The organism is uncultured Bradyrhizobium sp., assembly GCF_936943645.1.
Lineage (GTDB): Bacteria > Pseudomonadota > Alphaproteobacteria > Rhizobiales > Xanthobacteraceae > Bradyrhizobium.
This window is the reverse complement of sequence record NZ_CAKZJO010000088.1, coordinates 20,626-43,546: the sequence shown is the minus strand read 5'-3', so window position 1 is coordinate 43,546 and position 22,921 is coordinate 20,626. Positions and strand designations below refer to the sequence as shown.

Genomic DNA, 22,921 nt, shown 5'->3' with positions numbered 1-22,921 from the left:
CCTGCAACTAGCACCCGTAGCTCAGCTGGATAGAGCGTTGCCCTCCGAAGGCAAAGGTCACACGTTCGAATCGTGTCGGGTGCGCCAGTCTGCCACCCGTGCAGAAGAGAACTGCGAACTGTTCAATCGGGAATTTTGACAAATGCGGTGGCCGTTTGCGCGTGCCTGTGCCGCAATGCGGCTCCGGCAGCGGTCTGCGCAATCTGCTCTAAGCCGCCAGGTTATGCTTTTCGTCTCCGATCAGGTGGACTCGGTTGCGGCCAGCAGCCTTCGCGTCATAGAGCGCGATGTCGGCTTCCGCGAACAATTCGACGATCCGCCGGCGGTGCGGGCGGCCAACTGTGGCAGCTCCGATCGAGGCGCTGACTTCGAGGCGATGACCGTTCCAGAACAGCGGGCGGCTCAACATCACGACGGTCTGCTGCAGCACGCGCGCGATGCGCGCCGGGTTTGTTGGAGCGCGCAGGATGATCGCAAATTCGTCACCACCGAGCCGGCCGACCAGGCCGGCATTGTGAAATGCCCGCCGCAAACGGTGCGCGGCCTCGCATAGGCATGCGTCTCCGGCCAGATGGCCGAATGTATCGTTGAGCTTCTTGAAGCCGTCCAGGTCGATCAGAACGAGCGCCGACGCGAAGCCATGATTCAGGCGGTCGTTGACAAGTTCGCGATAACGAGCCTGAAAAATGGCCCGGTTGGCAAGCCCGGTCAGCGGATCGGTTTCGGCTTGCTGCCGCAGGCTCTCTAGCGCCTGTCGGTCGGAAGTGACGTCCTGTTTGCAGCCGAAGATCCGCACCGGCCGTCCGCCCTCTCGCACCGCGTTGATCGAGAGGCGCATCCAGCGTTTTTCACCGCGCCATGTCCTGATCTCCGTATCGAGCGTGATCGGGCAACCGCTTCGGATGACCTCGGCACGAGCGAGCTCCATGTTGCGCCTGGATTCATCGATGTAGAGATCAACGATGCTTGCGCGCCGCAGCGGATTGCTCGCGGGATAGCCGAAGATGTCGTAGACGCCCTGGGTCCAGCTCAGGCGCTCCGTCTCGAGTTCACACTCCCAAGCGCCGATGCGAGCGACATTCAGAGCCTGATCATAGAGTCGTGCGCGAACCTCGTCCGACAAAGTCGAGGCAGCATGATTCTCCGTCATCGACGATCCGGCAGCATTTTGCGATCTTGCACAGGTACCCAGAAGCTAGGGCCGCGGCGTTAACGAACCCTATATGTCCGCCTGCAGCCGGCGATGCGGGCGGAGTTTGATGGCAGCGCTCGCATCGGCCGCGAGTTGCAGTCCAATTGCCCGGGCGAGTTAGCGCCTAGTCAAAAATAGTGCCCTGTTTCAATGATTTACGCGTTCGCTCCTTTATCCTGAAGGGTGCGCCAGTCCGGCCGCCGTCTCCGCTCCAGCACTTGAGTCGGGATCGAGACGATCGCCTATCGGTCGGACCGAGGCAGACATCGCCCTACGCAGCAGGCCTGGTCGGTCGATGGCGAAGTCTCAATTCATCCGCCAGATCGCCGCGTTGAGCACGCCGGCAAACGCGACCCAGGCCGCGTAGGGCATGAACAATGCGGCCGCCAGTCGGTCACGCGACAGCTCGAGACCGATGTAGGCCACGATCGCGAAGAACAGGCCGATGAGGATAACGAACGCCGCGCCGATCTGGTGCATCGTGAACATGACCGGCGACCAGGCGAAGTTCAGCGCCATTTGCGCCGCCCAGGCCAACATCGCCTTGCCCCGGGGTTCGCGGCGGAAGGTTCGCCATCCCGCAACGGCAATGAGCACGTAGAGAATCGTCCACGCCACCGGAAACGCCCAGTTCGGCGGCACGAAACCCGGCTTGGCGAGGCCGGCATACCATTCTCCCGGAAGATTGGTCGCGCCGATCAGCCAGCCGATGCCGACCACGCCCACCACGAAGAGCAACAGCTGCAACATCCCTCACCTCGCGCATCTCGCCGCGCAATTGTATCATATCTCCATGAGCGAATCCGACACGTTGACCGGCGAGGCCTCGTCGGTCCGCAAGATCATCCATATCGACATGGATGCTTTCTACGCGTCGGTGGAGCAGCGCGACAATCCGGAGCTGCGCGGCAAGCCGGTTGCGGTCGGAGGCTCGGCGGAGCGCGGCGTCGTCGCGGCGGCGAGCTACGAGGCCCGCAAGTTCGGCGTTCGCTCCGCCATGCCGTCGGTGACGGCGAAGCGGCAATGTCCCGGCCTGATCTTCGTCAAGGCGCGCTTCGAGGTCTACAAGGCAATCTCCAGGCAGATCCGCGACATCTTCGCCGAACATACTCCCGTCATCGAGCCGTTGTCGCTGGACGAAGCCTATCTCGACGTCACGGAAAACCTGCAAGGCATCCCGCTGGCACGTGACATCGCCCTGCGCATCCGCGAGAAGATCAAGGCCGAGACCGGCCTCAACGCGTCGGCGGGCGTGTCCTACAACAAGTTCCTGGCAAAGCTCGCCTCCGATCATCGCAAGCCCAACGGCCAGTTCGTGATCGCCCCCGGAATGGGCGAGGCCTTCGTCGAAACCCTGCCCGTCGGCAAGTTTCACGGCATCGGGCCGGCGACGGCTGCGAAGATGAACGCGCTGGGCCTGTTCACCGGCCTCGACATCCGTAATCAGACGCTTGAGTTCATGAATGCGAATTTCGGCAAGTCCGGCGCCTATTATTATTGGATCTCGCGCGGCGTCGACGAGCGGCCGGTCCGGGCCAACCGCATCCGCAAGTCGATCGGCGCGGAGACCACCTTCTCGACCGACCTTGCCGAATATGGCTCGCTCGCCGCCGAGCTCAAACCTCTCGTCGACAAGGTCTGGCGCCATTGCGAGATCACCGGCAACCGCGGCCGCACCGTCACGCTGAAGATCAAATTCGCCGATTTCGAGATCATCACGCGCAGCAGGTCCGTGGCAGCGGCGGTCGCGGCCCGCGACGATCTGGAGCGGCTGGCTTGCGACCTGCTCGAGGTGGAGATGCCGCTGCCCAAGCGTGTCAGGCTGCTGGGGGTCTCGCTCTCCTCTCTCCAGACCGGCGATGATGTGGAGCCGCAGCTGACTTTCGGGATTTGAGCCCGATCGGAAATGCCCGGGAACAGTGACATCCTTGTCCGCGACTTGGCTCCGAATCCGCTGTAGGCGGCGGCGGGCTTTCCAACCCGCCACCGCCCAAGAGATGATCAGCAGTCGATCAGCTCGGACCCATCAATGCCGCATGTGCTCGAAAACCACGATCACCCCGGTCGGCTCGGGCTCGTGCGCCATCAGGCGCGTCAGGTCGGAATCGCCCCAATCGGCGAGGCTGACCACTTCGCCGCTCTGGCGATCGGTTCCCAGCGACGGGGTGGGCTCGAGGACCTTGAGGCCCATTTCGTCGACGAAGAAAGTGTGTTCGCCGAACATGCTGTTGAGCTGAGGCATGGCGGGATGCTCGTCGGGCAGCACCTGAGCGCCGAGCTGGTTGACGGTCTGCTTCACTTGGTCGGATGTGAGCTTCATGAGCTGCTCCGTTCTGTCTCCGGTTTCATTGGCCCGGACGGGAGCGCGCGTTCCCTGCGCCCTTGTCCGCCTGGCTCAAGTCCGAACAGGTGCTGCGCGCGAATGTTCCGATGAAATGTATTTCGTGATCCCGCGTTCCATCCGCCGCGCCCGCGGCGCGAGATCGCCACAGGATGCACATGATCTGGCCGCGGGCTGCGCTAATCGACGGCTTCGACGATCCGGATGTCGCGGTCCGCGCCATCGCCGAGCAGGTCGTGCGCAGCCTTGTAGGCCGGGCTCTCATACGCCGCCTTGGCGCTTGCGACGCTGTCGAACTCGATGAGAACGACGCGCTCCATCTGGCCGAGCTCGAAGACGGCCGCCGGCATCCCGCGCGCGATCACGCGGCCGCCCGCCGCCTCGATGGCCTGACGCGACACCTTGGCATAGGCCGCCATTGCGTCGGCGTTCTTGATCGCGCGATAGGTCGCAACCCAATAGGCTTTGGCCATCGTTCTTCTCCCGGTTGTCGGATGTGCTATTCGCTGCGATTCTCGCCGACCGACAGCGCGCAGATCCGTGACAGATAGGTGTAGGGCAGGCCGGTCTCCTCGGCCCAGGCGTTGAACTGCGCCTGCACCTTGGCGAAGTCGCCTTTCGACTTGACCTCCTCGGCAATGTCGAGACCGGCATCGCGCAGGCAAACCACCACGTCCCCGGACGTCACAAAGCCGTCCCAACCGAGAAAGCGCAGCAGCATCTGCCCGGTATTGCCGCCGAGCCGGCTGCCGCGCTTGGTCAGGAGATCGAGCAGGCCGATCTCGTTGGACGAGGGCCAGCTCGCCAGAAACTTGCCGAAGCTGCCATGCTCCTTCGCGATCTCCTGCACGAAGACGGAATTGGCGCGCACCGACATGATCTTGGCAGCGTTGCGCACGATACGCGCGTCGCGCAACAGGCTTTCCCAATAGTCCTCGGGCTGGAAGCTGAGCTTGGCCGGTTGGAAATGCAGGAAGGCCGCTTCAAAGCCATCCCATTTCGAATCGATCACGCTCCAGGCGAAGCCGGCGCAGAACACCCGCTTCGTCATCTCGGCGAGGACGCGATCGTCGCCGAGCTTCGCCAGACGCTTCGGGTCCGGCTTTGCCGGCATCAGCTTTTCCAGGGCCTTGGGCCCGCCCTTGCGTTTCTCGGCACGGGCACGAATGGTCTTGAAGGAGGGCATGCGGACACAAGCGGTTGAGGGCCCGCCACGACATCAGAATTCGCCGATACAGTCCAGCCCTGGTGCTGGCGCCCCGACCCAACCGGGGGCCACCTGCGTCCGCCGGCTCGCCGGCAGGACCGGTTAGCGCGACAGGCGCTTGGCGAGATGGACCGATTGCCAGTCACCGAGCCCGGTGTCGTTGAAGCCCGCTTTCTTCGCAAGGCCGCGCATCTCGGCATTGGTGCGCGCCGTCTCGGCCGCAATCATCTCGTGCCCGAGATCGATCGCGCGCGTCTCCATCGCCGTCATCATCTGAAGGCCGAGTCCCTTGCGCTGAAAGGCATCGGCGATCGAGATGGCAAATTCGCCATGCCGCGCCCTCGCGTCGTACGCGTAGAGCGCCTCGCCGATGATCCTGCCCTGCCCCTCCTCCCTGAGCTCGGCGAGCAAGGTGAAGTTGTCGAGGTCGATGCTCCTGGCGATGCACTCGGCCGCGACCACGCCGGGATCAGATCGCGCGCCACTGAAGCGCTTGTTGCGTGACGTCGTGGAAAGGGAAGTGAAATAGACCGACAGATTCGCCACGTCGGATGCGCTGGCGGTCCTGATGCAGACCATGCCCTTCGCGTCGGCCAGTTCGACCGGCTCGACGACCGCTCCCGGAAACAGCTGTGACATGCGTGATGCTTTCGGCAGGTTGCTGGGACTTGCAGACCTAGCCGAGGCAGCGCTCCATCCGCTTGGACGCTGCTGCCAATCATGCGGATGAAAACGAACACGGCGTTTTCGTGTGCCGCGCGTCACACACGCGAGAGCGACGGCACCTCCTCGGGCATGATCGCCTGCAGACCGCCGAAGCGGCGTTCGCGACCGTGGAAGGAGGCCAGCGCCACGGCGAGATCGCCCGCGTCGAACTCGGGCCACATCCGCTCGGTGAAGTGCAGCTCGGCGTAAGCGCCCTCCCAGAGCAGGAAGTCCGACAGCCGCTTCTCTCCCGAGGTGCGGATGATGAGATCGACGTCGCGCAGGTCGGCCTCCCCGGTGACCAGTTGCGAGAACGCTTCGCGGGTGATGCTGGTCAACGCAGCCGCCTTCGCCGCGGCATTGAGGATGGCGTCGCGCGCGGAATAGTCGACCGCGATCCGCAGATGCAGCGTGCCACCGTGAGCGGTGGCTTCCTCGGCACGGGTGATCGCGCCTGCGATACCTTCAGGCAGGCGATCACGACGGCCAATCACGGAGAGGCGCACGCCGTTCTTGACGAGGCTCAGCACCTCGCTCGCAAGATAGAAGCGCAGCAGGGTCATCAGCGCGGCGACTTCGGCCTTCGGCCGCCGCCAATTGTCGGTGGAGAAGGCGTAGAGCGTCAGCGTGCCAATGCCCTGCTTGGGCGCGGCCTCGACGATGCGGCGGATGGTCTCGACGCCAGCCTCGTGACCGCGCACGCGCGACAGGCCGCGGCGCGTCGCCCATCGCCCGTTGCCGTCCATGATGATGCCGACATGAAGATTCTCGTTGCGGGACGCATCACTTTGCATTGCAAAGTCTCCGGTAAAAAAAGGGGGGGCAGGATCAGGTCGAGACGATGCCGAGGCGGCCGACCGGCGGAGCCTCGCGGCCGGCAGCCTTGGCGGCGTCGCGCACAAGGCGCTCGAGCACGGCCAGATAGTCGAGAAAACGGCGGCGCCCGGTCTTGGTGAGACGGCAAGTGGTGTGCGGGCGATTGCCCTCATAGCCCTTGGTGACGTCGACGAGGCCGGCCTCCTGGAGCACGGCAAGGTGCCGGCTGAGATTGCCGTCGGTGAGACCGCAGAGCTGCTTGAGGTCGGCGAACGCCAGACCCTTCGGGTGCGCCATCAGCGAGGTCAGAAGCCCGAGCCTCGCCTTCTCATGGATCACGCGGTCGAGCCCTTCGTAGGAGAAGGGTGCGCTGTCAGTCTTCGACATCATGGTCTCCGGACGCGAAATGCAGGATGGCCGCCATCACAGACTGCCCGATCACGAAGGGCAGCCCCATGGTCCATGGCGACAGCGTGTGAGTCTGGCTCGCGAGCACCACCACGGCGAAGCCGGACACGAAATACCAGGCCCCGGCGAGCGCGACGGTGCGCGGCAGCGAGCGGACGGATGCAAAAATGCCGAGCGACACCAGGATCTGCCACAGGCCGGGCAGCAGCCACAACGTCTCGCTCGCGAACTTCCACGTCACCACCGCAAGCAACACGCCGGCAACGCCGGCAGGCAGGAATTGCTCGACCGCCTGATGGATCATGGCATCTGCCAGACCCGAATGATGCCGGCGCGAGCGCGCGCGCATCTCGATCCCGATCATCAGAACGGAGAGCGCAGCGGCAATGAACCAGCCGACAAAGAAGCCGAGCGGCTCGCCGGTGGGATCGCCCAGCAGCCAGAATTGCAGGATTGCGGTGAGCAGCGCGACCGCGGCGGTCGCGGCCATCGTCGCCGGACCATAACCGCGGAACGCGGTACCGGCCGCGATCTGACTGCGGATCGCCACGATGTCGGCCAGTGCCTTGTCGAGATCGCGCAACGCCAGAACCTCGCTCCGCCCGCATTTCCGGGATGGTCTGTCCCCGCCACTTTGTAATGCAAAGTATATAGCGTCGCAAAGTAAACGCAAGCGCGAAATCGCCTCGAAAGGATTTGCGCCGCGACGGACAACTGCCGGTTGCGCGGGCCATGCTCCCGCAGATAAGATGTGGCGCAAAAGCGTTCCGGGGGCCGGTATGTGGCTTAAATCATTCATCGTTGCGTCCTTGTTGCAGGTCGGCATCGCGGGAGTTGCGCATGCGGCGGGACCGTTCGGCAGCGTCAACGTCGGCAACTGGATCGGGGGCGCCTTCAGCAATGACGAGACCGGCGCGTTCTCCCATTGCGCCGCGACGACATCTTATGCGAGCGGCGTCATCCTGGTTGTCGGTTACAATGCCACCGGCACATGGTCTCTGGCCTTTGCGAGTCCGGGCTATCGCTTCAAGCAAGGCGAGAACGCCGCGATCGACGTCATCTTCGACGGACGGGAGCAGGCCCGGCTGTTCGCCACGGCCAATCAGCCGAACATGCTCACGGCGGTCATGCCGGTCAACGTGGTGCGCGCGTTTCAGAAGGCAGGCCTGATGGTCGCAACCAGCGGCCGCACCGTGCTGAATTTCGACCTGACCTCGACCGGACCCGTGATCGCGGCATTGTCCAATTGCGTCACCAGAGTGAAAGCCGACGGACTGAGCAAGGCCGGAGATTTCACCAAGGGGGCGGCCAAGCCGGCCGCCACGGCGGAGAAGCAGACATCACCGCCGGCCGGCAAGCCGGTCAAGTCCAAGAGCGGCACCGGCTTCGTTGTCAGCGCCAACGGACACATCGTCACCAACAACCATGTGATCGAGGGGTGCAGCGACCTCAAGGGCAATCTCACGGGCGAAGCCGCAATGGCGTTGCGCGTCGTATCGAGCGATGCAACGAATGACCTCGCCCTCCTGCAGGCGCCGTCGACCGCGACGTTCAAGGAGGTCGCGCGGATCCGCGATCGCTCAATCCGCTCCGGCGATTCCGTGGTCGCGATCGGCTTTCCCTACCGCGGGCTGCTGAGCTCGGATTTCACCGTGACCACCGGCATCGTGAGCTCGCTCAGCGGTATGCGCAACGATTCGCGTTTCCTGCAGATCAGCGCGCCCGTGCAGCCCGGCAACAGCGGAGGCCCGCTGTTCGACACCACCGGGCAGATCGTCGGCGTGGTCACGGGAAAGCTCGACAACCTCAGGATTGCGGTCGCAACCGGCAACATCCCCGAGAACATCAATTTCGCCATCAAGACCGGCGCGTTGCGCGACTTCCTCGACAATTCCGTGGTGCCCTACCAGACCGCAGAGCCCAAGGGTGAGCTGAAGACCACAGACATCGCAGCCAACGCGCGCGCCTACACGATGCTGATCTCGTGTACCGGCACGGAGCAGGCGGACGCGAAGCGGTAGGTCGCGACTCTCAATAAGGCGCGACGGGGCGCACCCGACGAGGCGGCCGCGGTTGCTGTGGCTGCCCCTGGCCATAGGCGAAGCGCGGATTGCGATCGCAGTACAGCAGCCGGCCGGATACGCTGGCCTGGCATTGCTCGTAGCTGCTGTAGGAACACTCGCCGGGGTAGTCATATTCTCCGCCCTGGGCACACCAGGGGTAGTCGCGGGCGGCCGCCGGCGTGACGGTGGCGAAGCCGGCCAAGATCGCCAAGGCCGCCGCACTGAACGTCAACAGCACCAATTGCGTCTTGCGCATGATCCAACTCCTCTTCAGCTGGCACGAGTTACGGGTGCCATCATTATCAGGTTTCGCAGCGCCGCTTTATTCCAGATCAACGAAGCAGAGCACGCAAGAAAAAAGCCCCGCCGAACGGCGGGGCTCCAATCCGTGATATCACAAGATCGCTACTCGACCTTCAGGCCGGCGAACTCGACGACCTTCTTCCACTTCTCGGTCTCGGCCTTGATCTCCTCGCCGAAGGCCTCGGGGGTCTGCACCCGTGGCTCGCCGCCGAGCTCGACCAAGCGCTTGGTCATGTCGGGTTCCTTCAGGACCGCGTTGACCTCGCTGTTGAGCTTGGCGATGACTTCCTTTGGCGTGTTCTTCGGCGCGGCCATACCGAACAGCGCGCTAGCCTCGTAACCCTTCACCGTCTCGGCAATCGTCGGCACGTCGGGCAATTGCGAAGAGCGTTGCGACGTGGTGACCCCGAGTGGGCGAAGCGCGCCGGAGCGGATGTGCTGGATGATCGAGGGCATGTTGTCGAAGATCACCTGCACTTGGCCACCGAGCAAATCGGTGATCGCGGGCGCGGCGCCGCGATAGGGCACGTGCTGCATCTTGCAGCCGGTCATGGCCATGAACATCTCGCCGGACAGATGCACCGAGGTGCCATTGCCGGAGGATGCCATGTTCACCTTGCCGGGATTGGCCTTCACGTATTCGATGAACTCGGCGACGGTTTTCGCCGGCACGTCCTTGTTGACGGTCATCACGTTCGGCACGCGCTGGAAAGAGGCCACCGGCGCGAGGTCGTTGACGAAGTTGAACTTGAGATTTTTGTAGAGCGTGCTGTTGATGTAGTTGGCCGGATTGACCAGCAGCAGCGTGTAGCCGTCGGGCTCCGCATTGACGACCGATTCGGTGGCGATATTGTTGCCGGCGCCCGGCTTGTTCTCGATCACGAATTGCTGGCCGAGCTTTTCCGAAAGCCGCTGGCCGATCAGCCGCGCCAGGATGTCGGTGGCACCGCCCGGCGGATAGCCGACCACCCATTTCACGGGCCGGGCCGGATAATCGGCGGCAAGAGCCTTCGACAGCGGGGTGGCTGCAAGCGGACTGGCGGCGAGCAGGCCCAGCGCGGTACGGCGAGTGATCATCTCAAGGGTTCTCCCAACGTGTTGTTCTTGAAGCCAGACAGCTTGAAACCGGCGTCGGCGGGGTTGTAACAAAGCTTGCTGCAGGCGGAAAGTGCGTGGGGCGCATCGCGACGAAAGGATAAGGCATGCCGGTCAAGGTCGAAGCCCTCGATCATCTCGTCATCAATGTCACCGACGTCACGGTCACCGCGGATTGGTACCGCAGGATTCTCGGCATGGAAGTCAAGGTGTTCGATCCCGGCGGCGGCAAAGCGCCGCGGACTTCACTTGTTTTTGGTAACCAGAAGATCAACGTCCGGCCGCGCGATGCCGACAAGGTGGAATGGTTCACCGCGAACCATCAGACCGCCGGCAGCGAGGACCTCTGCTTCCTCACCTCGGCTGCGCCCGACGAGGTGGTGGCGCATTTGCAGGCACACGGCGTTGCGATCGAGGAAGGCCCGGTTCCCAAGCAGGGCGCGCGCGGCACGCTGCGCTCGGTCTATTGCCGGGACCCGGATGGCAGCCTGATCGAGATCTCGTCGTACGCGGATTAGCCATGCTCGCGCTACGCAATCGGTCGTCATGGCCGGGTCAAGCCCGGCCATGACGATGGAGAGATTGCGCGTCCATAACCAGGTTGAGCCGCAGCCACATCAGCACCTACCCCGATTTGCGCCCCGCGCCATCCGATGGCAGGAAGACGCAATAATCAAGAAGCAGCCGCCAGCAAGATGCAGCCTGCACGGGAGGAGCCATGTCTATCCAACTAACCAGCGCCGGCATCGTGAGCCCATTCGACGGGCTCGACGTGCCCTGGCTGCTCAAGCTGCGCGCCGAGGTCCGGCGCGATCATCCGTTCCTGATCTGGGCGCCATTCGACGCGCCGGCGCGGCACTGGAGCTATGGCGAGTTTCACGAGCGGGTCGGCGCGCTCGCGGCCGGCCTTGCAAGACGCGGCGTCAAGCCGGGCGAATATGTGCTCATTCATCTCGACAATTGCATCGAGGCGATGCTGGCGTGGTTCGCCTGTGTCGAGTGTGGTGCCATCGCAGTCACCACCAACACCCGCTCGGCACCGGCAGAAATCGAATATTTCGCCGATCATTGCGGCGCCGTCGCCGCGATCACGCAGCCGGCCTATGCGGACATCGTCGCGCAGAATTGCCGCAACATAAGCTGGCTGGCGGTGACCTCGCATGATGCGGGCGCGGCCCCGAGCCAGCCGGTTTCACGTGGCGACAGTTTTGAGTCCTTGTTCGCCGACAGCGCGGACCGTCCGAAACGCGTAACCGATCCGCTCGCGCCGTGCAGCGTGCAGTACACTTCAGGCACGACCTCGCGGCCGAAGGCGGTGCTGTGGACCCATGCCAACGCATTGTGGGGTGCCAAGATCAACGCCGCGCATGAGGATCTGCATGCGAGCGACGTGCACCAGGCCTACCTGCCGCTGTTCCACACCAACGCCCTCGCCTATTCCATGCTGGCGACATTGTGGGTCGGCGGCACCTGCGTGATCCAGCCGCGCTTCTCCGCCAGCCGCTTCTGGAGCGTCGCGCGCGAGCACGGCGCGACCTGGACCTCGACGATCCCCTTTTGCATGAAGGCGCTGCTCGAGCAGGAGATCCCGAAAGACCACAAATTCCGTCTGTGGGGCACCGCGATCAACGAGCCGCCGGCCTTCGCCGCGTTCGGCATCAAGATGATCGGCTGGTGGGGCATGACCGAGACCATCACCCACGGCATCGTCGGCGAGGTCGACCAGCCCAACATCCCGATGTCGATCGGGCGCGCGGCGCCGGAGTACGAGATCCGCATCACCGACGATGACGGCCGGCCGACGGAGGTCGGGGGCACCGGCAATCTCGCGATCAAGGGCATCCCCGGCCTGTCGCTGTTCGCGGAGTATCTGCACAACGAGAAGGCGACGCGCGAGAGTTTCGACGCGCAGGGCTTCTTCCTGACTGGCGACCGGGTCGATCGGCTGGAGAACGGCTACATCAAGTTCGGCGACCGCGCCAAGGACATGCTGAAGGTCGGCGGCGAGAACGTCGCAGCGTCAGAGATCGAGCAGGTGATCGCGCTCGTGGCCGGCGTGCGCGAGGCCGCGGTGGTGGCCAAGAAGCATCCGATGCTGGACGAGGTGCCCGTCGTCTTCATCATTCCGCACGGCGGCGTCGCGGGTGCCGCGCCCGATCTGCAGGACCGCGTGATGACCGCCTGCCGCAAGGGGCTCGCCGACTTCAAGCTGCCGCGCGAGATCAGGCTCGTCGACGATATGCCGCGCTCGACACTGGAGAAGGTGGCGAAGGCGGAGCTGCGGAAGATGGTGGGGTGACTTTACCCTCCCCTGGAGGGGGAGGGTAAGCAGGCCGCGCGCATCCGCAATTGCGGCAGCTCGCCTAGAACGACCCCAGCGCCACCGGGCGGAATGCCTGCAGCAGCTGCTGGTCGAGCTTGCCGCCCATGCTTTCCATCATCCCGAACGCACGCGAATGCGTGAAGGGCATGCGGTAGGCGCGTTTCTCGACGAGAGCCGCGTAGATGTCGACGATGGTCGTCAGGCGCACGATGTCGCTGATCTGGTTCGACGACAGGCCGTTCGGATAGCCGGAGCCGTCGAGGAATTCGTGGTGATGCAGCACGACGTCGAGCATCTCCGGCGGGAAGCCGCCTTGCGCAGCGAGCGCGTCATAGCCGCGGCGCGGATGCTGGCGAACCTCGGCCATCTCCTCGTCGGAGAGCTTGCCGGGCTTGTCGAGCAGCGCGGAAGGAACGAAGGCCTTGCCGACGTCGTGCAGCAGCGCGGCGCGGGTCAGGCGGCGCTGGTCGTCCTCGCGCATGCCGAGATGCTGCGCGAAGGCGACGGCAAAACCCGTGACGAACAGGCAGTGGCGATAGCTGCCGACATGGTGGCAGCCGACCGTGGTGAGCCATTCGCGCAGCGAGGAGTGCTTGATCGCCTTCAGGATCTTGCTCTCGGCGGCGATGACGTCGTCGAAGGTCAAGGGCACGCCGAGCGGCAGCTTCTCGAACATCTTGGCAAGCACCGCATGCGCCGCCTCGACGCCGCGGTTGAGCGTCTTGCCGCGATCGGTGGCGTCATAGACGGCGGTGTCCGGGAAGGCGGCGCGGATGCGCTGGAGAATGGCGTCGGCCTGCAGCGGCCGGGAGATGGTGTCGGTGGCGCCGAGCGCCCAGGCCTGCATGGTGCCGTGATGCAGGGCGTCGGCGAGCACGAACAGCCGCGGCATCGAACGATAGGCGTCACCGCGCAGCTTGTTGCGCACCCGCTGCACGCTCTCGGGCGAGCGCAGATTGATGTCGACCACGAGACCGGAGAGATCGCGCGCCGGCTGCTCGGGGATGCCCTGGGTGGTCACCGTCGAGACCTCGCCGACCGCCTTCAGGATGCTGGCGAGCTCGGTGCTCTCGTCGCTCCGGTCGGAGGCGAGCAGAAGCCGGCGTTTGGCGGCGGTTTTGGCTGGCGCGTTCATGACTTCCCCAAAGCATGGGACTGGATTTGGCGTCAGCCTAAGCCGGATCAGGTTCTCCGGCCCTTAAGAGGCGTGCTCAATGGAACTTTGGGAAATTACACGCAATTTTACGGATCGGACTGCGCGAGCCGGAGTGCAAAATCGCGAAAACAACCCCATGCACAGTAGAACGACATTGATAACAAAGGGGAATTTTGGCCCAAAGTCTCCGTCATGGCCGGGCCTGTCCCGGCCATCCACGGCCTTGATACCGCGGCGCGAAAGAACGTGGATGCCCGGGACAAGCCCGGGCACGACGGCGTGCGCGTATGCCGAGGGATCTCAAAACAAATCCGCCGGAGGCTGGCCTCCGGCGGATCGTCTCATTCGGGAATCGCAGCTCGGCTTACGCCTTCATGCTCGCCTTCACGGCTTCCGCCGTGATCGGCAACGCCCGCACGCGCGCACCGCTCGCGTTGAAGATGGCGTTGCCGATGGCCGGGGCAACCACCGTCACCGCGGGCTCGCCGACGCCGGTGGCCTTCTCGCCATTGGCGATCACGGCAACCGCGACCTCGGGCATCTGGCTCATACGCAAGGGCCGGTAGGTATCGAAATTGGTCTGCTCGATGCCACCGTCCTTCAGCGTCGCCTTCTCGTACATCGCCAGCGACAGGCCCCACAGCGCCGCGCCCTCGACCTGGGCACGGATGTTGTCGGGATGCACCTGTGTGCCGACGTCGGTTGCGACCGTGAGCTTCTTCACGGTCACCGCACCCGACGGCGCCACCGCGACATGGGCGACACACGCCGTCCAGCTCGCGGTCGCGCGCTCCTGCGACGAGACGCAGGCGACCCCCATGCCCTCGCCTTTCGGCAATGGCCTGGTGCCGTAGCCCGACAGTCCCATCGCAGCGAGCAACGTGTTGCGCAGCCGCTGCGCGCCGCCGTCGTTCTTGCCGGCGCCGTCGAGCAGCGAGATGCGGAACTGGGCGGGATCCTTGCCCGTGGCGGCCGCGATCTCGTCGATCATGCTTTCGACCGCCCAGAAGGTCCAGCCCGGTGCCACCGAGCGAAGCTGGCCGGACGGCGTGGCGTTGTGCGCGAGCTCGTTCTTGATCGCGCGCACATAATGGTTGGGCACGGTGTAGAAGAAGTCCGCGCCATTGACCGTGAAGCTGTCGAGCGGGCCCTTCTTGTCGACCGAAGGCGTGAGGAAATCAGGAATTCCCCAGCGCGCGGTCGGCCAGGCCGAGACCACGTCGTGGCTGAGCGCGACGAGCTTGCCGTCGCCGTCCACGCCGGCCTTGACCTTTTGATAGGTGAGCGGCCGCGAGAAATCCATCGTCATGTCGTTCTCGCGCGAGTAGATCACCTTGACCGGCTTGCCGACCGCCTTCGCCGCCTGCACCGCGGGGATCATCATGTCGGCATCGAGACGCCGGCCGAAGCCGCCGCCCAGCCAATGCTGATGCATCACGACGAATTTCGGATCGATCCCGGCCGCACCCGCGGCGATCGCGCCGGAGCGCGTCGCGAACTGGTTGCCGGAATAGATGTGCAGGATGTCGCCCTTGAACTCCGCTGTGGCGTTCATCGGCTCCAGCGGCGCATGGATGTTGATGCTGGTGGTGTACTCGGCCTCGACCACTTTCGCCGCCGAACCGAAGGCCGCATTGGGATCGCCGTCCTTGACGAAGAACTGGCCGGAATCCTCCAGGCCCTGAAGCCGCTTGGCCTCATCCAGCAGCGACTGGCTCGACAGCTTCGCGTTGGGACCGCCGTCATAGGCGATCTTCAGCGCGTCCGCCGCCTTGCGGGCGTTGGCATAGGTGTTGGCCACCGCGACGACCCAGCCGGACGTGGTGCCGGTCTTGTCGTCGAGGATGACGGCCTTCATGAAGCCGAGCACCTTCTTGGCGTCGCTGTCGTCGACCGATTTCACCGTGGCGCCGAAGCGCACCGGCGGGGTCACCACCTTGCCGTAGGCCATGCCCGGCAGCATCACGTCGATGCCGTATTTGGCCGTGCCGTTGGTCTTGGAGGGGATGTCGAGCTGCGGCACCGAGACGCCGATCATGGTGTATTGATCCGGCGTCTTCAGCTTGATCGCCTTCAGCTCGTCCGGCGTGAAGGTTTTCGTCGCCTTGCCGCTCTTGACGATCTCGGCAAAGCTCATCTGCTTCTTCGACTTCGGGTGCGAGACGACGGAGTCGCGCACCACGAGCTCGTCCTTGAAATAGGGCGGCAGGCCCATGGCTGCGGCGGCGGCCTCCGTCAAGGCGATGCGGCCGGCGGCGCCCGCACGGCTCATCGCCTCGAAGTTCATCATGGTCGACCAACTGCCGCCGGTGATCTGCGCACCCAGCACGGGGTCGTTGAACTTCGGGTCGTTGGAGGCGAGATTGACCCGCATGTCACTCCATTTCGCCCCTAACTCCTCGCAGACGATCTGCGCCATGGTGGAGGCGATGTGCTGGCCCATGTCGGCCTTGCCGCAGGTCACGGTGACGAGACCATCCGGTGAGATCGAATACCAGACGCTCGGCTCGAAACTGGCGGGCGCCGCGGCGGCCGCAGAATCGATGCCGGGCACGCCGGCATAGCCGAGCACGAGGCCGGTGGCGGCGGTGCCGACGAGGAAGGAGCGGCGGCTGAGATCCGTCGTCTCCGGCATCAGGGGCTTCACATGCTCGTTCATGTGGGCCTCCGTTCGTTGGAGGTGGCCGACGCGGTGCGCATCTCGGATGCGGCGCGCATGATTGCCTTCTGGATCCGTGAATAGGTCATGCAGCGGCAGAGATTGCCGTCCATATGCGCCACCACTTCTTCCTTGGTCGGATTGGAGTTCTTCGCCAGCAGCGAGGCCGCCTGCATGATCTGCCCGGACTGGCAGTAACCGCATTGCGGCACCTGCTCGGCAACCCACGCCTTCTGCAGGGGATGATCGCCCTTGGCGGAGAGGCCTTCGATGGTGGTGATCTTCTTGCCGGCGACGTCGCCGACCATGGTCTGGCACGAGCGCACGGCTTCGCCGTTGACGTGCACGGTGCAGGCGCCGCACAACCCGGCGCCACAGCCGAACTTGGTGCCGGTCATCTGCAATTGCTCGCGGATCGCCCAGAGGAGCGGCGTGTCGTTCGCCGCATCCACGGACATACTCCGCCCGTTGATGGTGAGAGTTGGCATAGGCGTCTTCCCCTGCCGGTGCATGAAGCCGCTAACGGCGGCAACTTGAATGGCGGACGCCCACCGGGCTGGCGCCAGCCTTGGCCGCGAGCATGATCGCGTTCGATTACTGTTGCAAATGCAATTTGGAACGAGTCGAAACAAACGCTGCCGCGACACGTTGTGCGTTGCGAGAGCGGGACGAGGTTGCAGCGGCTGGACGCAACAAGCAGAGCGCCTGCATGTGCGCCATCGCATTCAGGCAGTTTCTTCGAGGTAACTTGGCGAGCTAGAGTACAGCCTCACGCAAACCTTTACCCTCCCCTGGAGGGGCAGGGTCGATCGCGCGGAGCGCGAGCGGGGTGGGGTGATCTCTCCACACGAACACTGTTGGAGATGGAGAGACCGTCACCCCACCCCGTCTCACATTTCGCTGCGCTCAATGTGAGACGACCCACGGGCGAGCTACGCTCGTCCCGGACCCCTCCAGGGCAGGGTGAAGCACCGCGCTAGCGGCGAGAGAAAAAAGGGGCTGAAACTATGCCAAGGATTCATCGGGACGGCGTCGGGATCTACTACGAGGTTCACGGCAGCGGACCGCCATTGCTGCTGACGCACGGCTACTCCTCAACCTCGGCGATGTGGCATGGGCAGGTCGATGCGCTTTCGAAGGACCACAAGCTGATCCTGTGGGACATGCGCGGCCACGGCCAGTCCGACTATCCCGATGATCCGAACGCGTACAGCGAAGCGCTCACGGTCGGCGACATGGCGGCGATCCTCGATGCGGTCGGCGCGAAGCGCGCTGTCATCGGCGGGCTGTCGCTTGGCGGCTACATGTCGCTCGCGTTCTATCGTGCCCATCCGCAAGCGACGCGCGCGCTGCTGATCATCGACACCGGCCCGGGCTTCAAGAAGGACGACGCGCGCGAGGCCTGGAACGCGCGGGCGCTCGCCACCGCCGACAAGCTCGACCGGGAGGGGCTCGCGATGCTGAAATCGGCCACGCGCGAACGCGCCACCGCCAGTCATCGCGACGCCAGGGGACTGGCGCTCGCCGCGCGCGGCATGCTGACCCAGCGCGACGCCCGCGTGATGGAGCTGCTGCCCGACATCAAGGTGCCCTGCCTGATCGTGGTCGGCGCCGACGACACGCCGTTCCTCGCCGCGTCCGACTACATGGCGGCAAAAATCCCCGGCGCACAAAAGGTCGTGATCCCCGCGGCCGGTCACGCCGTCAACATCGATCAGCCCAAGGCTTTTGTTGACGCGGTGCTGCCTTTCCTGAAGAACTTGCCGGCGTAGGACGATCGAACGGGAACACAGACCATGAAGCAGGCGATGTTGGCCGCGGGCGCGGTGCTGCTGTCGATGTCCGCGCAGGCCGAGCCGTTCGGCGGCATGCCCGCGCGCCAGCCCTTCGTCACGACCTTGTCGAACAACACACCGCTCGCCTTCGGCATGGATGCGGAGCAGACCGCGCGCGCTGTCGGACAACCCCTGCAATATGTGCGGGGCCGGCCCGGCAACGAAATCTATCTGGCCTTGCGCAACATCGGCGGCAGCGGGCTGATCCCTTACCGTCACCGCCTGTTCCTGCAATTCCGTCATGGCCGGCTGGCGGGATGGAAGGAGGATTACGGCGAGAACTGGACGTGGGAGTGAGGAGGCTCTTCGTGGCCCAGATAATTGCCACATCGTCATGGCCGGGCTTGTCCCGGCCATCCACGATCTTTCGAGCGGTAGCAAGAACGTGGATGCCCGAAACATAGGCGAGCAAAGCGACGCCGTCCTTCGGACGGCTATGCCCGGCCATGACGAGTTTGCGGAGGGGCCGAAGTTCTCGATCAACGACCAACCAAGAAGGACAACCCGCGTGGGACAAAACATCAGACTGACGGCGTCCGACAATTTCCAGCTTGGCGCCTATCGCGCCGATCCCTCAGGCCAGCCGAAGGGCGCGGTCGTGGTGATCCAGGAGATCTTTGGCGTCAATCACCACATCCGCTCGGTCTGCGACCGCCTCGCCGGGGAAGGCTATGTCGCGATCGCGCCGTCGATCTTCGACCGCACCGCGCCGAATTTCCAGTCCGGCTATTCGCCCGACGAGATCACGGAGGCGCGCAAGTTCGTCGCCAATCCCGATTGGGCCGCGATGCTGCGCGACACGCAGGCGGCGATCGATGCCGTGAAAAGCGTAGGGCCCGTGGGCATTATCGGCTTTTGCCTTGGCGGGAGCATCGCTTTCGTCGCGGCAACGCGACTAAGCGGCCTGAAGGCCGCGATCGGCTATTACGGCGGCGCCGTCGTGCGCTTTGCCGACGAGACGCCGAAGGTGCCGACGCAGTTGCATTTCGGCGAGAAGGACGCGGGCATTCCCCTGACCGACGTCGAAACCATCAAGTCGAAGCGGCCGGATGTGGAGGTCTTCATCTATCCCGGCGCACAGCACGGCTTCCATTGCGACGAACGCGCCAGCTACGACAAGACCAGCGCCGACATCGCCTGGCCGCGCAGCATGGCGTTCTTCGCGACGCATTTGAAATAGGACGTACTGCCCTCTCCTCCGTCACTCCCCTCGAAGCAGGAATCGGGTGGCTGCATTGCGGCGCCCGGCGATAGAGCAGGCTGACCAAGCCAACTCGCGCCGGGAGACCGCCATGCAGCAAGCCATCACGCACCTCGTCATCCGCAATCCGTTCGGAACCATCGACGTGCCCGCACCCGATGATTCCGAGGTGATGGATTATGCCGCGACGGCCACGCTGCCGGGCGACGTCGCGGACGGAAACGCGGCGGCGTGGGCCGTGATCGCAGCGCCGTCAGATCCGCTTGAAGGCATCTGGGCCAGCCGCTGGAACGGCGGCGCCGATCCGACCATTGCCGGCGATACGCCGGACAAATGGAAGCAGGGGCGCGCGGATATCCGCATCGCAGGGGACCGCGTCTATCTGCGCTTCGACTGGGACAATGGCCACCGCCACGGGTTGATCGACGCCACGCGCGAAGGCGCGGACCGCCTGGTCGGAAAATACATCAACCTGACCACGCCGGCGATCACGCGGCCATGGGTCGGGCGCGTGGTCGGCGCGGACAGGATCGACGGATGCTTTCCGAACGGTCGGCTGGATTTCAGACGGTGAGCTAGAACCAGCGCTCGCCGACGAACACGGTGTCGCCGGGGTTCAAGGGGGTGCCGAGCGGCACCACGGCGCGCATCGAGCCGCCGTTCTCGGTGTGCGTGACGGTGACGACGTCGCGCTTGGCGCGGGGCGAGAAGCCGCCGGCAATCGCGACCGCGCTCTCGACCGTCATGTTCGGCACGTAGGGATATTGGCCGGGCGCGGTGACTTCGCCGAGGATGAAGAACGGGCGGTAGGACTCGATCTCCACCGCGACCGAGGGCTCGCGGATGTAGCCGTTGCGCAGGCGCGCGGCGATCTCGCCGGCGAGTCCCGCCGTGGTGCGGCCGCGGGCCGGCACCGCGCCGATCAGCGGCATGGTGATGGAGCCGCCGGCATCGATGGCGTAGCTGTTGGTGAGCCCCTCCTGGCCGTAGACCACGACGCGCAGCTTGTCGCCGGCATCGAGATGGTAAGAGGCATCGTAACGCACGGGCGCGGCCATCGGCGCGGCGTAGCCGACCGGCATGGGTGCGGGCGAAGCGGCAAAGGAGTTGCTGAGCGCGGCGATGGCGCCGCCGCCATTGTTGGCAACGACGACCGGCTGCGGGGCGCTGTAGGGCTGGCCGTAGGCCATGGAGTCGAGATCGGCGCGGGGCGGCATCACCGCGACGGGGCCGGCGGTCTGCATGCAGCCGCCAAGGCTCAGCGCGGCGGACGCTGCCAAGGCCACTGCCGAGATCGACGATCGAAACGCGCGTGCAACTGGCACCGGACCTATCCCTCGAAACGAGATGGCTCCAGTGATGCACCGATTATGGTTAATAAAGCGTTTGCGGGGAGCAACCACCCTGCCCTGGAGGGGGAGGGTCGCTACGCATGAAGCGAAGCGCAATGCGTAGCGGGGTGGGGTGATCTCTCCAGACGAGCACTGCTGGACGCGGAGAGACCGTCACCCCACCCCGCTCGCGCTACGCGCGATCGACCCTCCCCCTCCAGGGGAGGGGAAGGGCCGCCCGCTTCGACAACTTACTTTTACGCGCTCACACCGACGCCGATCGGGCAGGACACGCCGGTGCCGCCGAGCCCGCAATAGCCGGCGGGGTTCTTCGCCAGATATTGCTGGTGATAGTCCTCGGCGAAGTAGAACTCGCCTGCCGGCGCGATCTCGGTGGTGATGGCACCGTGGCCCTTGGCTGCGAGCGCCTTCTGATAGAGCGCCTTCGACTCGTCGGCCGCTTTCTTCTGCGCATCGGAATGCGTGTAGATCGCACTTCGGTACTGCGTGCCGATATCATTGCCCTGACGCATGCCCTGCGTCGGGTTGTGGCTCTCCCAGAACGTCTTCAACAGCGTCGCATAGGAGATCTCGCTCGGATCGAACACCACCAGCACCACTTCGGTGTGGCCGGTGCGGCCCGAGCAGGTCTCTTCATAGGTCGGGTTCGGCGTGTGGCCACCGGCATAGCCGACAGCGGTGGTGTAGATGCCATCGCCAAGCTGCCAGAATTTGCGCTCGGCGCCCCAGAAGCAGCCGAGCCCGAACACGGCCTGCTCGAGGCCGGCGAGATAAGGCGGCTTGAGCTTGCGGCCGTTGACGAAATGGCTGGTGGCGGTCGGAATGGCTTGCGCGCGGCCGGGCAGCGCCTCAGCTGCGCTCGGCAATGCGGTGGTCTTGCGCATGAACAGCATGATGGTCTCCGAAACGAGCTGTCCGTCGCGCGAGCCAGATGCTCGGGCGCCGTGCTCGCGATGAGGTGGGAATATAGGTGTTTACGCGGGCGGGAGCAGCGTTGTTACGTCACGCCTTGCAAGGCTCAATCCCGACGGGAATTGAAAGCTCAATCCCGGCGGGAATTGAAAGCTCAATCCCGGGAATAGCCGATCAGCGGTTTCCGCGGGCGGAACAGGAGCATCAGCACAATGCCGAGAATGCCGAGGACGGCAAAGACCGGCTGATCCAGCAACAGGCGGATCACCGAGGTCCAGAGCCAGGGCGCCTTGGCCTCGACCCAGGTGCGGAAGGCGGACTGGCTGGCCTGGTTGACGTCGTTCCAGAACTGGCCGAACCGGGTGAACCGCAGGGTCTGGTCGGCCACCCAGCGGGCACCGTCATAGACCATGAAGATGAACCCGCCGGCGAGCAGCAGCAGCCCAATCAGTCGGAAAAAGCCGCGGATCATGCCTCACCTTATATGGTCGTCCGATCGGAGGACCCAAACAAACGCCGCCAGCCAATAGCCGGCCGACGGCAGAAATTCAACCTCTTCAGGGCGTTACGGCGCCCCCTGGAGCCTCCAAGGCCCGCTTTTCCAGCCCGGAAAGCGTTGACGGTGCCGAAGACCCTCTCTATAAGGGCGCCAACTGGCGGCGGGCGCAATCCTGCCGCCGCTGTTCTTTGAGCAGTTGCAGGCTTTTTGAAGCCTCATGTTCCGGGGACGGCCAGCAACCGAACACCCTAAATCCGAGCGTCGATTCCGCGGTCAAGCAAGCCGGCGCTACCCGACCAAGACGCGACCGGACCCCGCAAAGGATATTGAGACCATGGCCAATACCACTTCCGCCAAGAAAGCGACGCGCAAGATCGCCCGCCGCACCGCCGTCAACAAGTCGCGCCGCACCCAGATGCGCGGCGCCGTGCGCACCGTCGAGGAAGCCATCGCGACCGGCGATCGCGCCGCTGCCGTGAAGGCGCTGGCGAATGCCGAGCCCGCCCTGATGCGTGCCGCCCAGCGCAACATCATTCACAAGAACAACGCCAGCCGCAAAGTCTCGCGCCTCACCGCACAGATCTCCAAGCTCGCCAAGTAACGACCCAAGTAACTGGCTCGAGCAATCGCGGACCAGTCGGTCGGCCGATCGATCGAACATCGCACACGTCAAACAGCCCGGCATCGCGCCGGGCTTTTTTGTTGCGGTCATATTCACGCAAGCGGTCACGTCGCGATCAATCTTCGATTGGAAGGTTCGCACCGCCTGCGCTATTCTTCGTTCCGTAGTTCTACCTGCCGATGTCGTGCAACAGCGGAAACTTTCTGCGTTGCGAAAACCCTTGTGCGGCGGG

At 64.5% G+C, this 22,921-nt stretch carries 26 protein-coding genes and 1 tRNA gene; 10 read left to right on the top strand and 17 right to left on the bottom strand.

Features of this window, described 5'->3' with window-relative positions; all coding sequences use genetic code 11:
• The first annotated feature begins 10 nt into the window (after positions 1 to 10).
• Positions 11 to 87 (top strand) — tRNA-Arg (locus Q0743_RS26680).
• 121 nt (positions 88 to 208) lie between these two features.
• Here the strand turns inward: Q0743_RS26680 and Q0743_RS26675 are convergent.
• Both Q0743_RS26675 and Q0743_RS26670 read right to left on the bottom strand, forming a co-directional pair.
• The gene (locus Q0743_RS26675) at positions 209 to 1,150 is read right to left on the bottom strand and encodes a sensor domain-containing diguanylate cyclase (RefSeq protein WP_298244463.1); all 942 of its coding nucleotides are present in this window, start codon (positions 1,148 to 1,150) and stop codon (positions 209 to 211) included.
• Between the two features lie 348 nt (positions 1,151 to 1,498).
• Positions 1,499 to 1,942: a TspO/MBR family protein gene (locus Q0743_RS26670; protein ID WP_298244462.1), complete on the bottom strand. Its 444-nt coding sequence runs from the start codon at positions 1,940 to 1,942 to the stop codon at positions 1,499 to 1,501.
• A gap of 43 nt (positions 1,943 to 1,985) precedes the next feature.
• Between Q0743_RS26670 and dinB the strand changes: the two genes are divergently transcribed.
• Positions 1,986 to 3,086 carry a DNA polymerase IV gene (gene dinB / locus Q0743_RS26665; protein WP_298244461.1) on the top strand — a complete coding sequence of 367 codons (1,101 nt, stop codon included), beginning with the start codon at positions 1,986 to 1,988 and terminating at the stop codon, positions 3,084 to 3,086.
• Between the two features lie 132 nt (positions 3,087 to 3,218).
• Here dinB and Q0743_RS26660 read toward each other — a convergent pair whose 3' ends face one another.
• The 7 genes from Q0743_RS26660 to Q0743_RS26630 form a co-directional block, all read right to left on the bottom strand.
• Entirely contained in the window at positions 3,219 to 3,512 is a 294-nt protein-coding gene (locus Q0743_RS26660; RefSeq protein ID WP_298244460.1) for a hypothetical protein, read from the bottom strand.
• Between the two features lie 200 nt (positions 3,513 to 3,712).
• Positions 3,713 to 4,006, bottom strand: a complete 294-nt coding sequence (locus tag Q0743_RS26655; RefSeq protein ID WP_298244459.1) for a DUF1330 domain-containing protein — start codon at positions 4,004 to 4,006, stop codon at positions 3,713 to 3,715.
• A gap of 26 nt (positions 4,007 to 4,032) precedes the next feature.
• A complete protein-coding gene (locus tag Q0743_RS26650; RefSeq protein WP_298244458.1) occupies positions 4,033 to 4,719 on the bottom strand; it encodes a DNA-3-methyladenine glycosylase I in 687 nt (228 codons plus the stop codon).
• Between the two features lie 123 nt (positions 4,720 to 4,842).
• Positions 4,843 to 5,379: a GNAT family N-acetyltransferase gene (locus Q0743_RS26645; protein ID WP_298244457.1), complete on the bottom strand. Its 537-nt coding sequence runs from the start codon at positions 5,377 to 5,379 to the stop codon at positions 4,843 to 4,845.
• Positions 5,380 to 5,501: 122 nt separating this feature from the next.
• Positions 5,502 to 6,239, bottom strand: a complete 738-nt coding sequence (locus Q0743_RS26640; protein ID WP_298244456.1) for a di-trans,poly-cis-decaprenylcistransferase — start codon at positions 6,237 to 6,239, stop codon at positions 5,502 to 5,504.
• Between the two features lie 34 nt (positions 6,240 to 6,273).
• A complete protein-coding gene (locus Q0743_RS26635) occupies positions 6,274 to 6,648 on the bottom strand; it encodes a transcriptional regulator (protein WP_174718868.1) in 375 nt (124 codons plus the stop codon).
• Positions 6,635 to 7,252: a hypothetical protein gene (locus tag Q0743_RS26630; protein WP_298244455.1), complete on the bottom strand. Its 618-nt coding sequence runs from the start codon at positions 7,250 to 7,252 to the stop codon at positions 6,635 to 6,637. Before Q0743_RS26630 ends, Q0743_RS26635 begins: the two co-directional genes overlap by 14 nt.
• Positions 7,253 to 7,448: 196 nt before the next feature.
• On the opposite strand from Q0743_RS26630, the gene Q0743_RS26625 reads away from it, so the two are divergent.
• Positions 7,449 to 8,690, top strand: coding sequence for a trypsin-like peptidase domain-containing protein (locus tag Q0743_RS26625; protein WP_298244454.1), 1,242 nt, complete (start codon positions 7,449 to 7,451; stop codon positions 8,688 to 8,690).
• Between the two features lie 10 nt (positions 8,691 to 8,700).
• On the opposite strand, the gene Q0743_RS26620 is transcribed toward Q0743_RS26625, so the two are convergent.
• Complete coding sequence (locus tag Q0743_RS26620) at positions 8,701 to 8,988, bottom strand: DUF3551 domain-containing protein (RefSeq protein WP_298244453.1); 288 nt, start codon at positions 8,986 to 8,988, stop codon at positions 8,701 to 8,703.
• Positions 8,989 to 9,137: 149 nt separating this feature from the next.
• Complete coding sequence (locus tag Q0743_RS26615) at positions 9,138 to 10,112, bottom strand: tripartite tricarboxylate transporter substrate binding protein (RefSeq protein WP_298244452.1); 975 nt, start codon at positions 10,110 to 10,112, stop codon at positions 9,138 to 9,140.
• A gap of 125 nt (positions 10,113 to 10,237) precedes the next feature.
• Here Q0743_RS26615 and Q0743_RS26610 point away from each other — a divergent pair, with 125 nt between their 5' ends.
• Together Q0743_RS26610 and Q0743_RS26605 are read left to right on the top strand one after the other, a co-directional pair.
• Complete coding sequence (locus tag Q0743_RS26610) at positions 10,238 to 10,648, top strand: VOC family protein (protein ID WP_298244451.1); 411 nt, start codon at positions 10,238 to 10,240, stop codon at positions 10,646 to 10,648.
• A gap of 200 nt (positions 10,649 to 10,848) precedes the next feature.
• Positions 10,849 to 12,429, top strand: a complete 1,581-nt coding sequence (locus Q0743_RS26605; RefSeq protein ID WP_298244450.1) for an AMP-binding protein — start codon at positions 10,849 to 10,851, stop codon at positions 12,427 to 12,429.
• 64 nt (positions 12,430 to 12,493) lie between these two features.
• On the opposite strand, the gene Q0743_RS26600 is transcribed toward Q0743_RS26605, so the two are convergent.
• The 3 genes from Q0743_RS26600 to Q0743_RS26590 form a co-directional block, all read right to left on the bottom strand.
• Positions 12,494 to 13,588 carry an HD domain-containing phosphohydrolase gene (locus Q0743_RS26600; protein WP_298244449.1) on the bottom strand — a complete coding sequence of 365 codons (1,095 nt, stop codon included), beginning with the start codon at positions 13,586 to 13,588 and terminating at the stop codon, positions 12,494 to 12,496.
• A gap of 385 nt (positions 13,589 to 13,973) precedes the next feature.
• Entirely contained in the window at positions 13,974 to 16,268 is a 2,295-nt protein-coding gene (locus Q0743_RS26595) for a molybdopterin cofactor-binding domain-containing protein (protein WP_298244448.1), read from the bottom strand.
• A complete protein-coding gene (locus Q0743_RS26590) occupies positions 16,265 to 16,756 on the bottom strand; it encodes a (2Fe-2S)-binding protein (RefSeq protein WP_298244447.1) in 492 nt (163 codons plus the stop codon). The genes Q0743_RS26595 and Q0743_RS26590 overlap by 4 nt, the downstream gene beginning before the upstream one ends.
• A gap of 519 nt (positions 16,757 to 17,275) precedes the next feature.
• Between Q0743_RS26590 and Q0743_RS26585 the strand changes: the two genes are divergently transcribed.
• From Q0743_RS26585 to Q0743_RS26570, 4 genes are all read left to right on the top strand, one after another.
• Entirely contained in the window at positions 17,276 to 18,040 is a 765-nt protein-coding gene (locus tag Q0743_RS26585) for an alpha/beta fold hydrolase (RefSeq protein WP_298244446.1), read from the top strand.
• 24 nt (positions 18,041 to 18,064) lie between these two features.
• Positions 18,065 to 18,400, top strand: a complete 336-nt coding sequence (locus tag Q0743_RS26580) for a hypothetical protein (RefSeq protein ID WP_298244445.1) — start codon at positions 18,065 to 18,067, stop codon at positions 18,398 to 18,400.
• 211 nt (positions 18,401 to 18,611) lie between these two features.
• Positions 18,612 to 19,283: a dienelactone hydrolase family protein gene (locus Q0743_RS26575; RefSeq protein ID WP_298244444.1), complete on the top strand. Its 672-nt coding sequence runs from the start codon at positions 18,612 to 18,614 to the stop codon at positions 19,281 to 19,283.
• A gap of 112 nt (positions 19,284 to 19,395) precedes the next feature.
• Positions 19,396 to 19,878: a hypothetical protein gene (locus Q0743_RS26570; protein WP_298244443.1), complete on the top strand. Its 483-nt coding sequence runs from the start codon at positions 19,396 to 19,398 to the stop codon at positions 19,876 to 19,878.
• A gap of 1 nt (position 19,879) precedes the next feature.
• Here the strand turns inward: Q0743_RS26570 and Q0743_RS26565 are convergent, their stop codons facing one another.
• From Q0743_RS26565 to Q0743_RS26555, 3 genes are all read right to left on the bottom strand, one after another.
• Positions 19,880 to 20,629 (bottom strand): polysaccharide biosynthesis/export family protein, encoded by a 750-nt coding sequence (locus Q0743_RS26565; protein WP_298244442.1) that lies wholly within the window; start codon positions 20,627 to 20,629, stop codon positions 19,880 to 19,882.
• Positions 20,630 to 20,892: 263 nt separating this feature from the next.
• Positions 20,893 to 21,549 carry a peptide-methionine (S)-S-oxide reductase MsrA gene (gene msrA / locus Q0743_RS26560; RefSeq protein WP_298244441.1) on the bottom strand — a complete coding sequence of 219 codons (657 nt, stop codon included), beginning with the start codon at positions 21,547 to 21,549 and terminating at the stop codon, positions 20,893 to 20,895.
• A gap of 173 nt (positions 21,550 to 21,722) precedes the next feature.
• Positions 21,723 to 22,040 (bottom strand): hypothetical protein, encoded by a 318-nt coding sequence (locus Q0743_RS26555; protein ID WP_097661488.1) that lies wholly within the window; start codon positions 22,038 to 22,040, stop codon positions 21,723 to 21,725.
• Positions 22,041 to 22,401: 361 nt separating this feature from the next.
• Here Q0743_RS26555 and rpsT point away from each other — a divergent pair, with 361 nt between their 5' ends.
• Positions 22,402 to 22,668 (top strand): 30S ribosomal protein S20, encoded by a 267-nt coding sequence (gene rpsT / locus Q0743_RS26550; protein ID WP_298244440.1) that lies wholly within the window; start codon positions 22,402 to 22,404, stop codon positions 22,666 to 22,668.
• The last annotated feature ends 253 nt before the right edge of the window (positions 22,669 to 22,921 follow it).

Excerpts from the sequence above, each read along its gene's own strand:
- Q0743_RS26675 (WP_298244463.1), bottom strand. The coding sequence starts at position 1,150 with ATGACGGAGAATCATGCTGCCTCGACTTTGTCGGACGAGGTTCGCGCA.
- Q0743_RS26670 (WP_298244462.1), bottom strand. The coding sequence starts at position 1,942 with ATGTTGCAGCTGTTGCTCTTCGTGGTGGGCGTGGTCGGCATCGGCTGG.
- dinB (WP_298244461.1), top strand. The coding sequence starts at position 1,986 with ATGAGCGAATCCGACACGTTGACCGGCGAGGCCTCGTCGGTCCGCAAG.
- Q0743_RS26660 (WP_298244460.1), bottom strand. The coding sequence starts at position 3,512 with ATGAAGCTCACATCCGACCAAGTGAAGCAGACCGTCAACCAGCTCGGC.
- Q0743_RS26655 (WP_298244459.1), bottom strand. The coding sequence starts at position 4,006 with ATGGCCAAAGCCTATTGGGTTGCGACCTATCGCGCGATCAAGAACGCC.
- Q0743_RS26650 (WP_298244458.1), bottom strand. The coding sequence starts at position 4,719 with ATGCCCTCCTTCAAGACCATTCGTGCCCGTGCCGAGAAACGCAAGGGC.
- Q0743_RS26645 (WP_298244457.1), bottom strand. The coding sequence starts at position 5,379 with ATGTCACAGCTGTTTCCGGGAGCGGTCGTCGAGCCGGTCGAACTGGCC.
- Q0743_RS26640 (WP_298244456.1), bottom strand. The coding sequence starts at position 6,239 with ATGCAAAGTGATGCGTCCCGCAACGAGAATCTTCATGTCGGCATCATC.
- Q0743_RS26635 (WP_174718868.1), bottom strand. The coding sequence starts at position 6,648 with ATGTCGAAGACTGACAGCGCACCCTTCTCCTACGAAGGGCTCGACCGC.
- Q0743_RS26625 (WP_298244454.1), top strand. The coding sequence starts at position 7,449 with ATGTGGCTTAAATCATTCATCGTTGCGTCCTTGTTGCAGGTCGGCATC.
- Q0743_RS26620 (WP_298244453.1), bottom strand. The coding sequence starts at position 8,988 with ATGCGCAAGACGCAATTGGTGCTGTTGACGTTCAGTGCGGCGGCCTTG.
- Q0743_RS26615 (WP_298244452.1), bottom strand. The coding sequence starts at position 10,112 with ATGATCACTCGCCGTACCGCGCTGGGCCTGCTCGCCGCCAGTCCGCTT.
- Q0743_RS26610 (WP_298244451.1), top strand. The coding sequence starts at position 10,238 with ATGCCGGTCAAGGTCGAAGCCCTCGATCATCTCGTCATCAATGTCACC.
- Q0743_RS26605 (WP_298244450.1), top strand. The coding sequence starts at position 10,849 with ATGTCTATCCAACTAACCAGCGCCGGCATCGTGAGCCCATTCGACGGG.
- Q0743_RS26600 (WP_298244449.1), bottom strand. The coding sequence starts at position 13,588 with ATGAACGCGCCAGCCAAAACCGCCGCCAAACGCCGGCTTCTGCTCGCC.
- Q0743_RS26595 (WP_298244448.1), bottom strand. The coding sequence starts at position 16,268 with ATGAACGAGCATGTGAAGCCCCTGATGCCGGAGACGACGGATCTCAGC.
- Q0743_RS26590 (WP_298244447.1), bottom strand. The coding sequence starts at position 16,756 with ATGCCAACTCTCACCATCAACGGGCGGAGTATGTCCGTGGATGCGGCG.
- Q0743_RS26585 (WP_298244446.1), top strand. The coding sequence starts at position 17,276 with ATGCCAAGGATTCATCGGGACGGCGTCGGGATCTACTACGAGGTTCAC.
- Q0743_RS26580 (WP_298244445.1), top strand. The coding sequence starts at position 18,065 with ATGAAGCAGGCGATGTTGGCCGCGGGCGCGGTGCTGCTGTCGATGTCC.
- Q0743_RS26570 (WP_298244443.1), top strand. The coding sequence starts at position 19,396 with ATGCAGCAAGCCATCACGCACCTCGTCATCCGCAATCCGTTCGGAACC.
- msrA (WP_298244441.1), bottom strand. The coding sequence starts at position 21,549 with ATGCTGTTCATGCGCAAGACCACCGCATTGCCGAGCGCAGCTGAGGCG.
- Q0743_RS26555 (WP_097661488.1), bottom strand. The coding sequence starts at position 22,040 with ATGATCCGCGGCTTTTTCCGACTGATTGGGCTGCTGCTGCTCGCCGGC.
- rpsT (WP_298244440.1), top strand. The coding sequence starts at position 22,402 with ATGGCCAATACCACTTCCGCCAAGAAAGCGACGCGCAAGATCGCCCGC.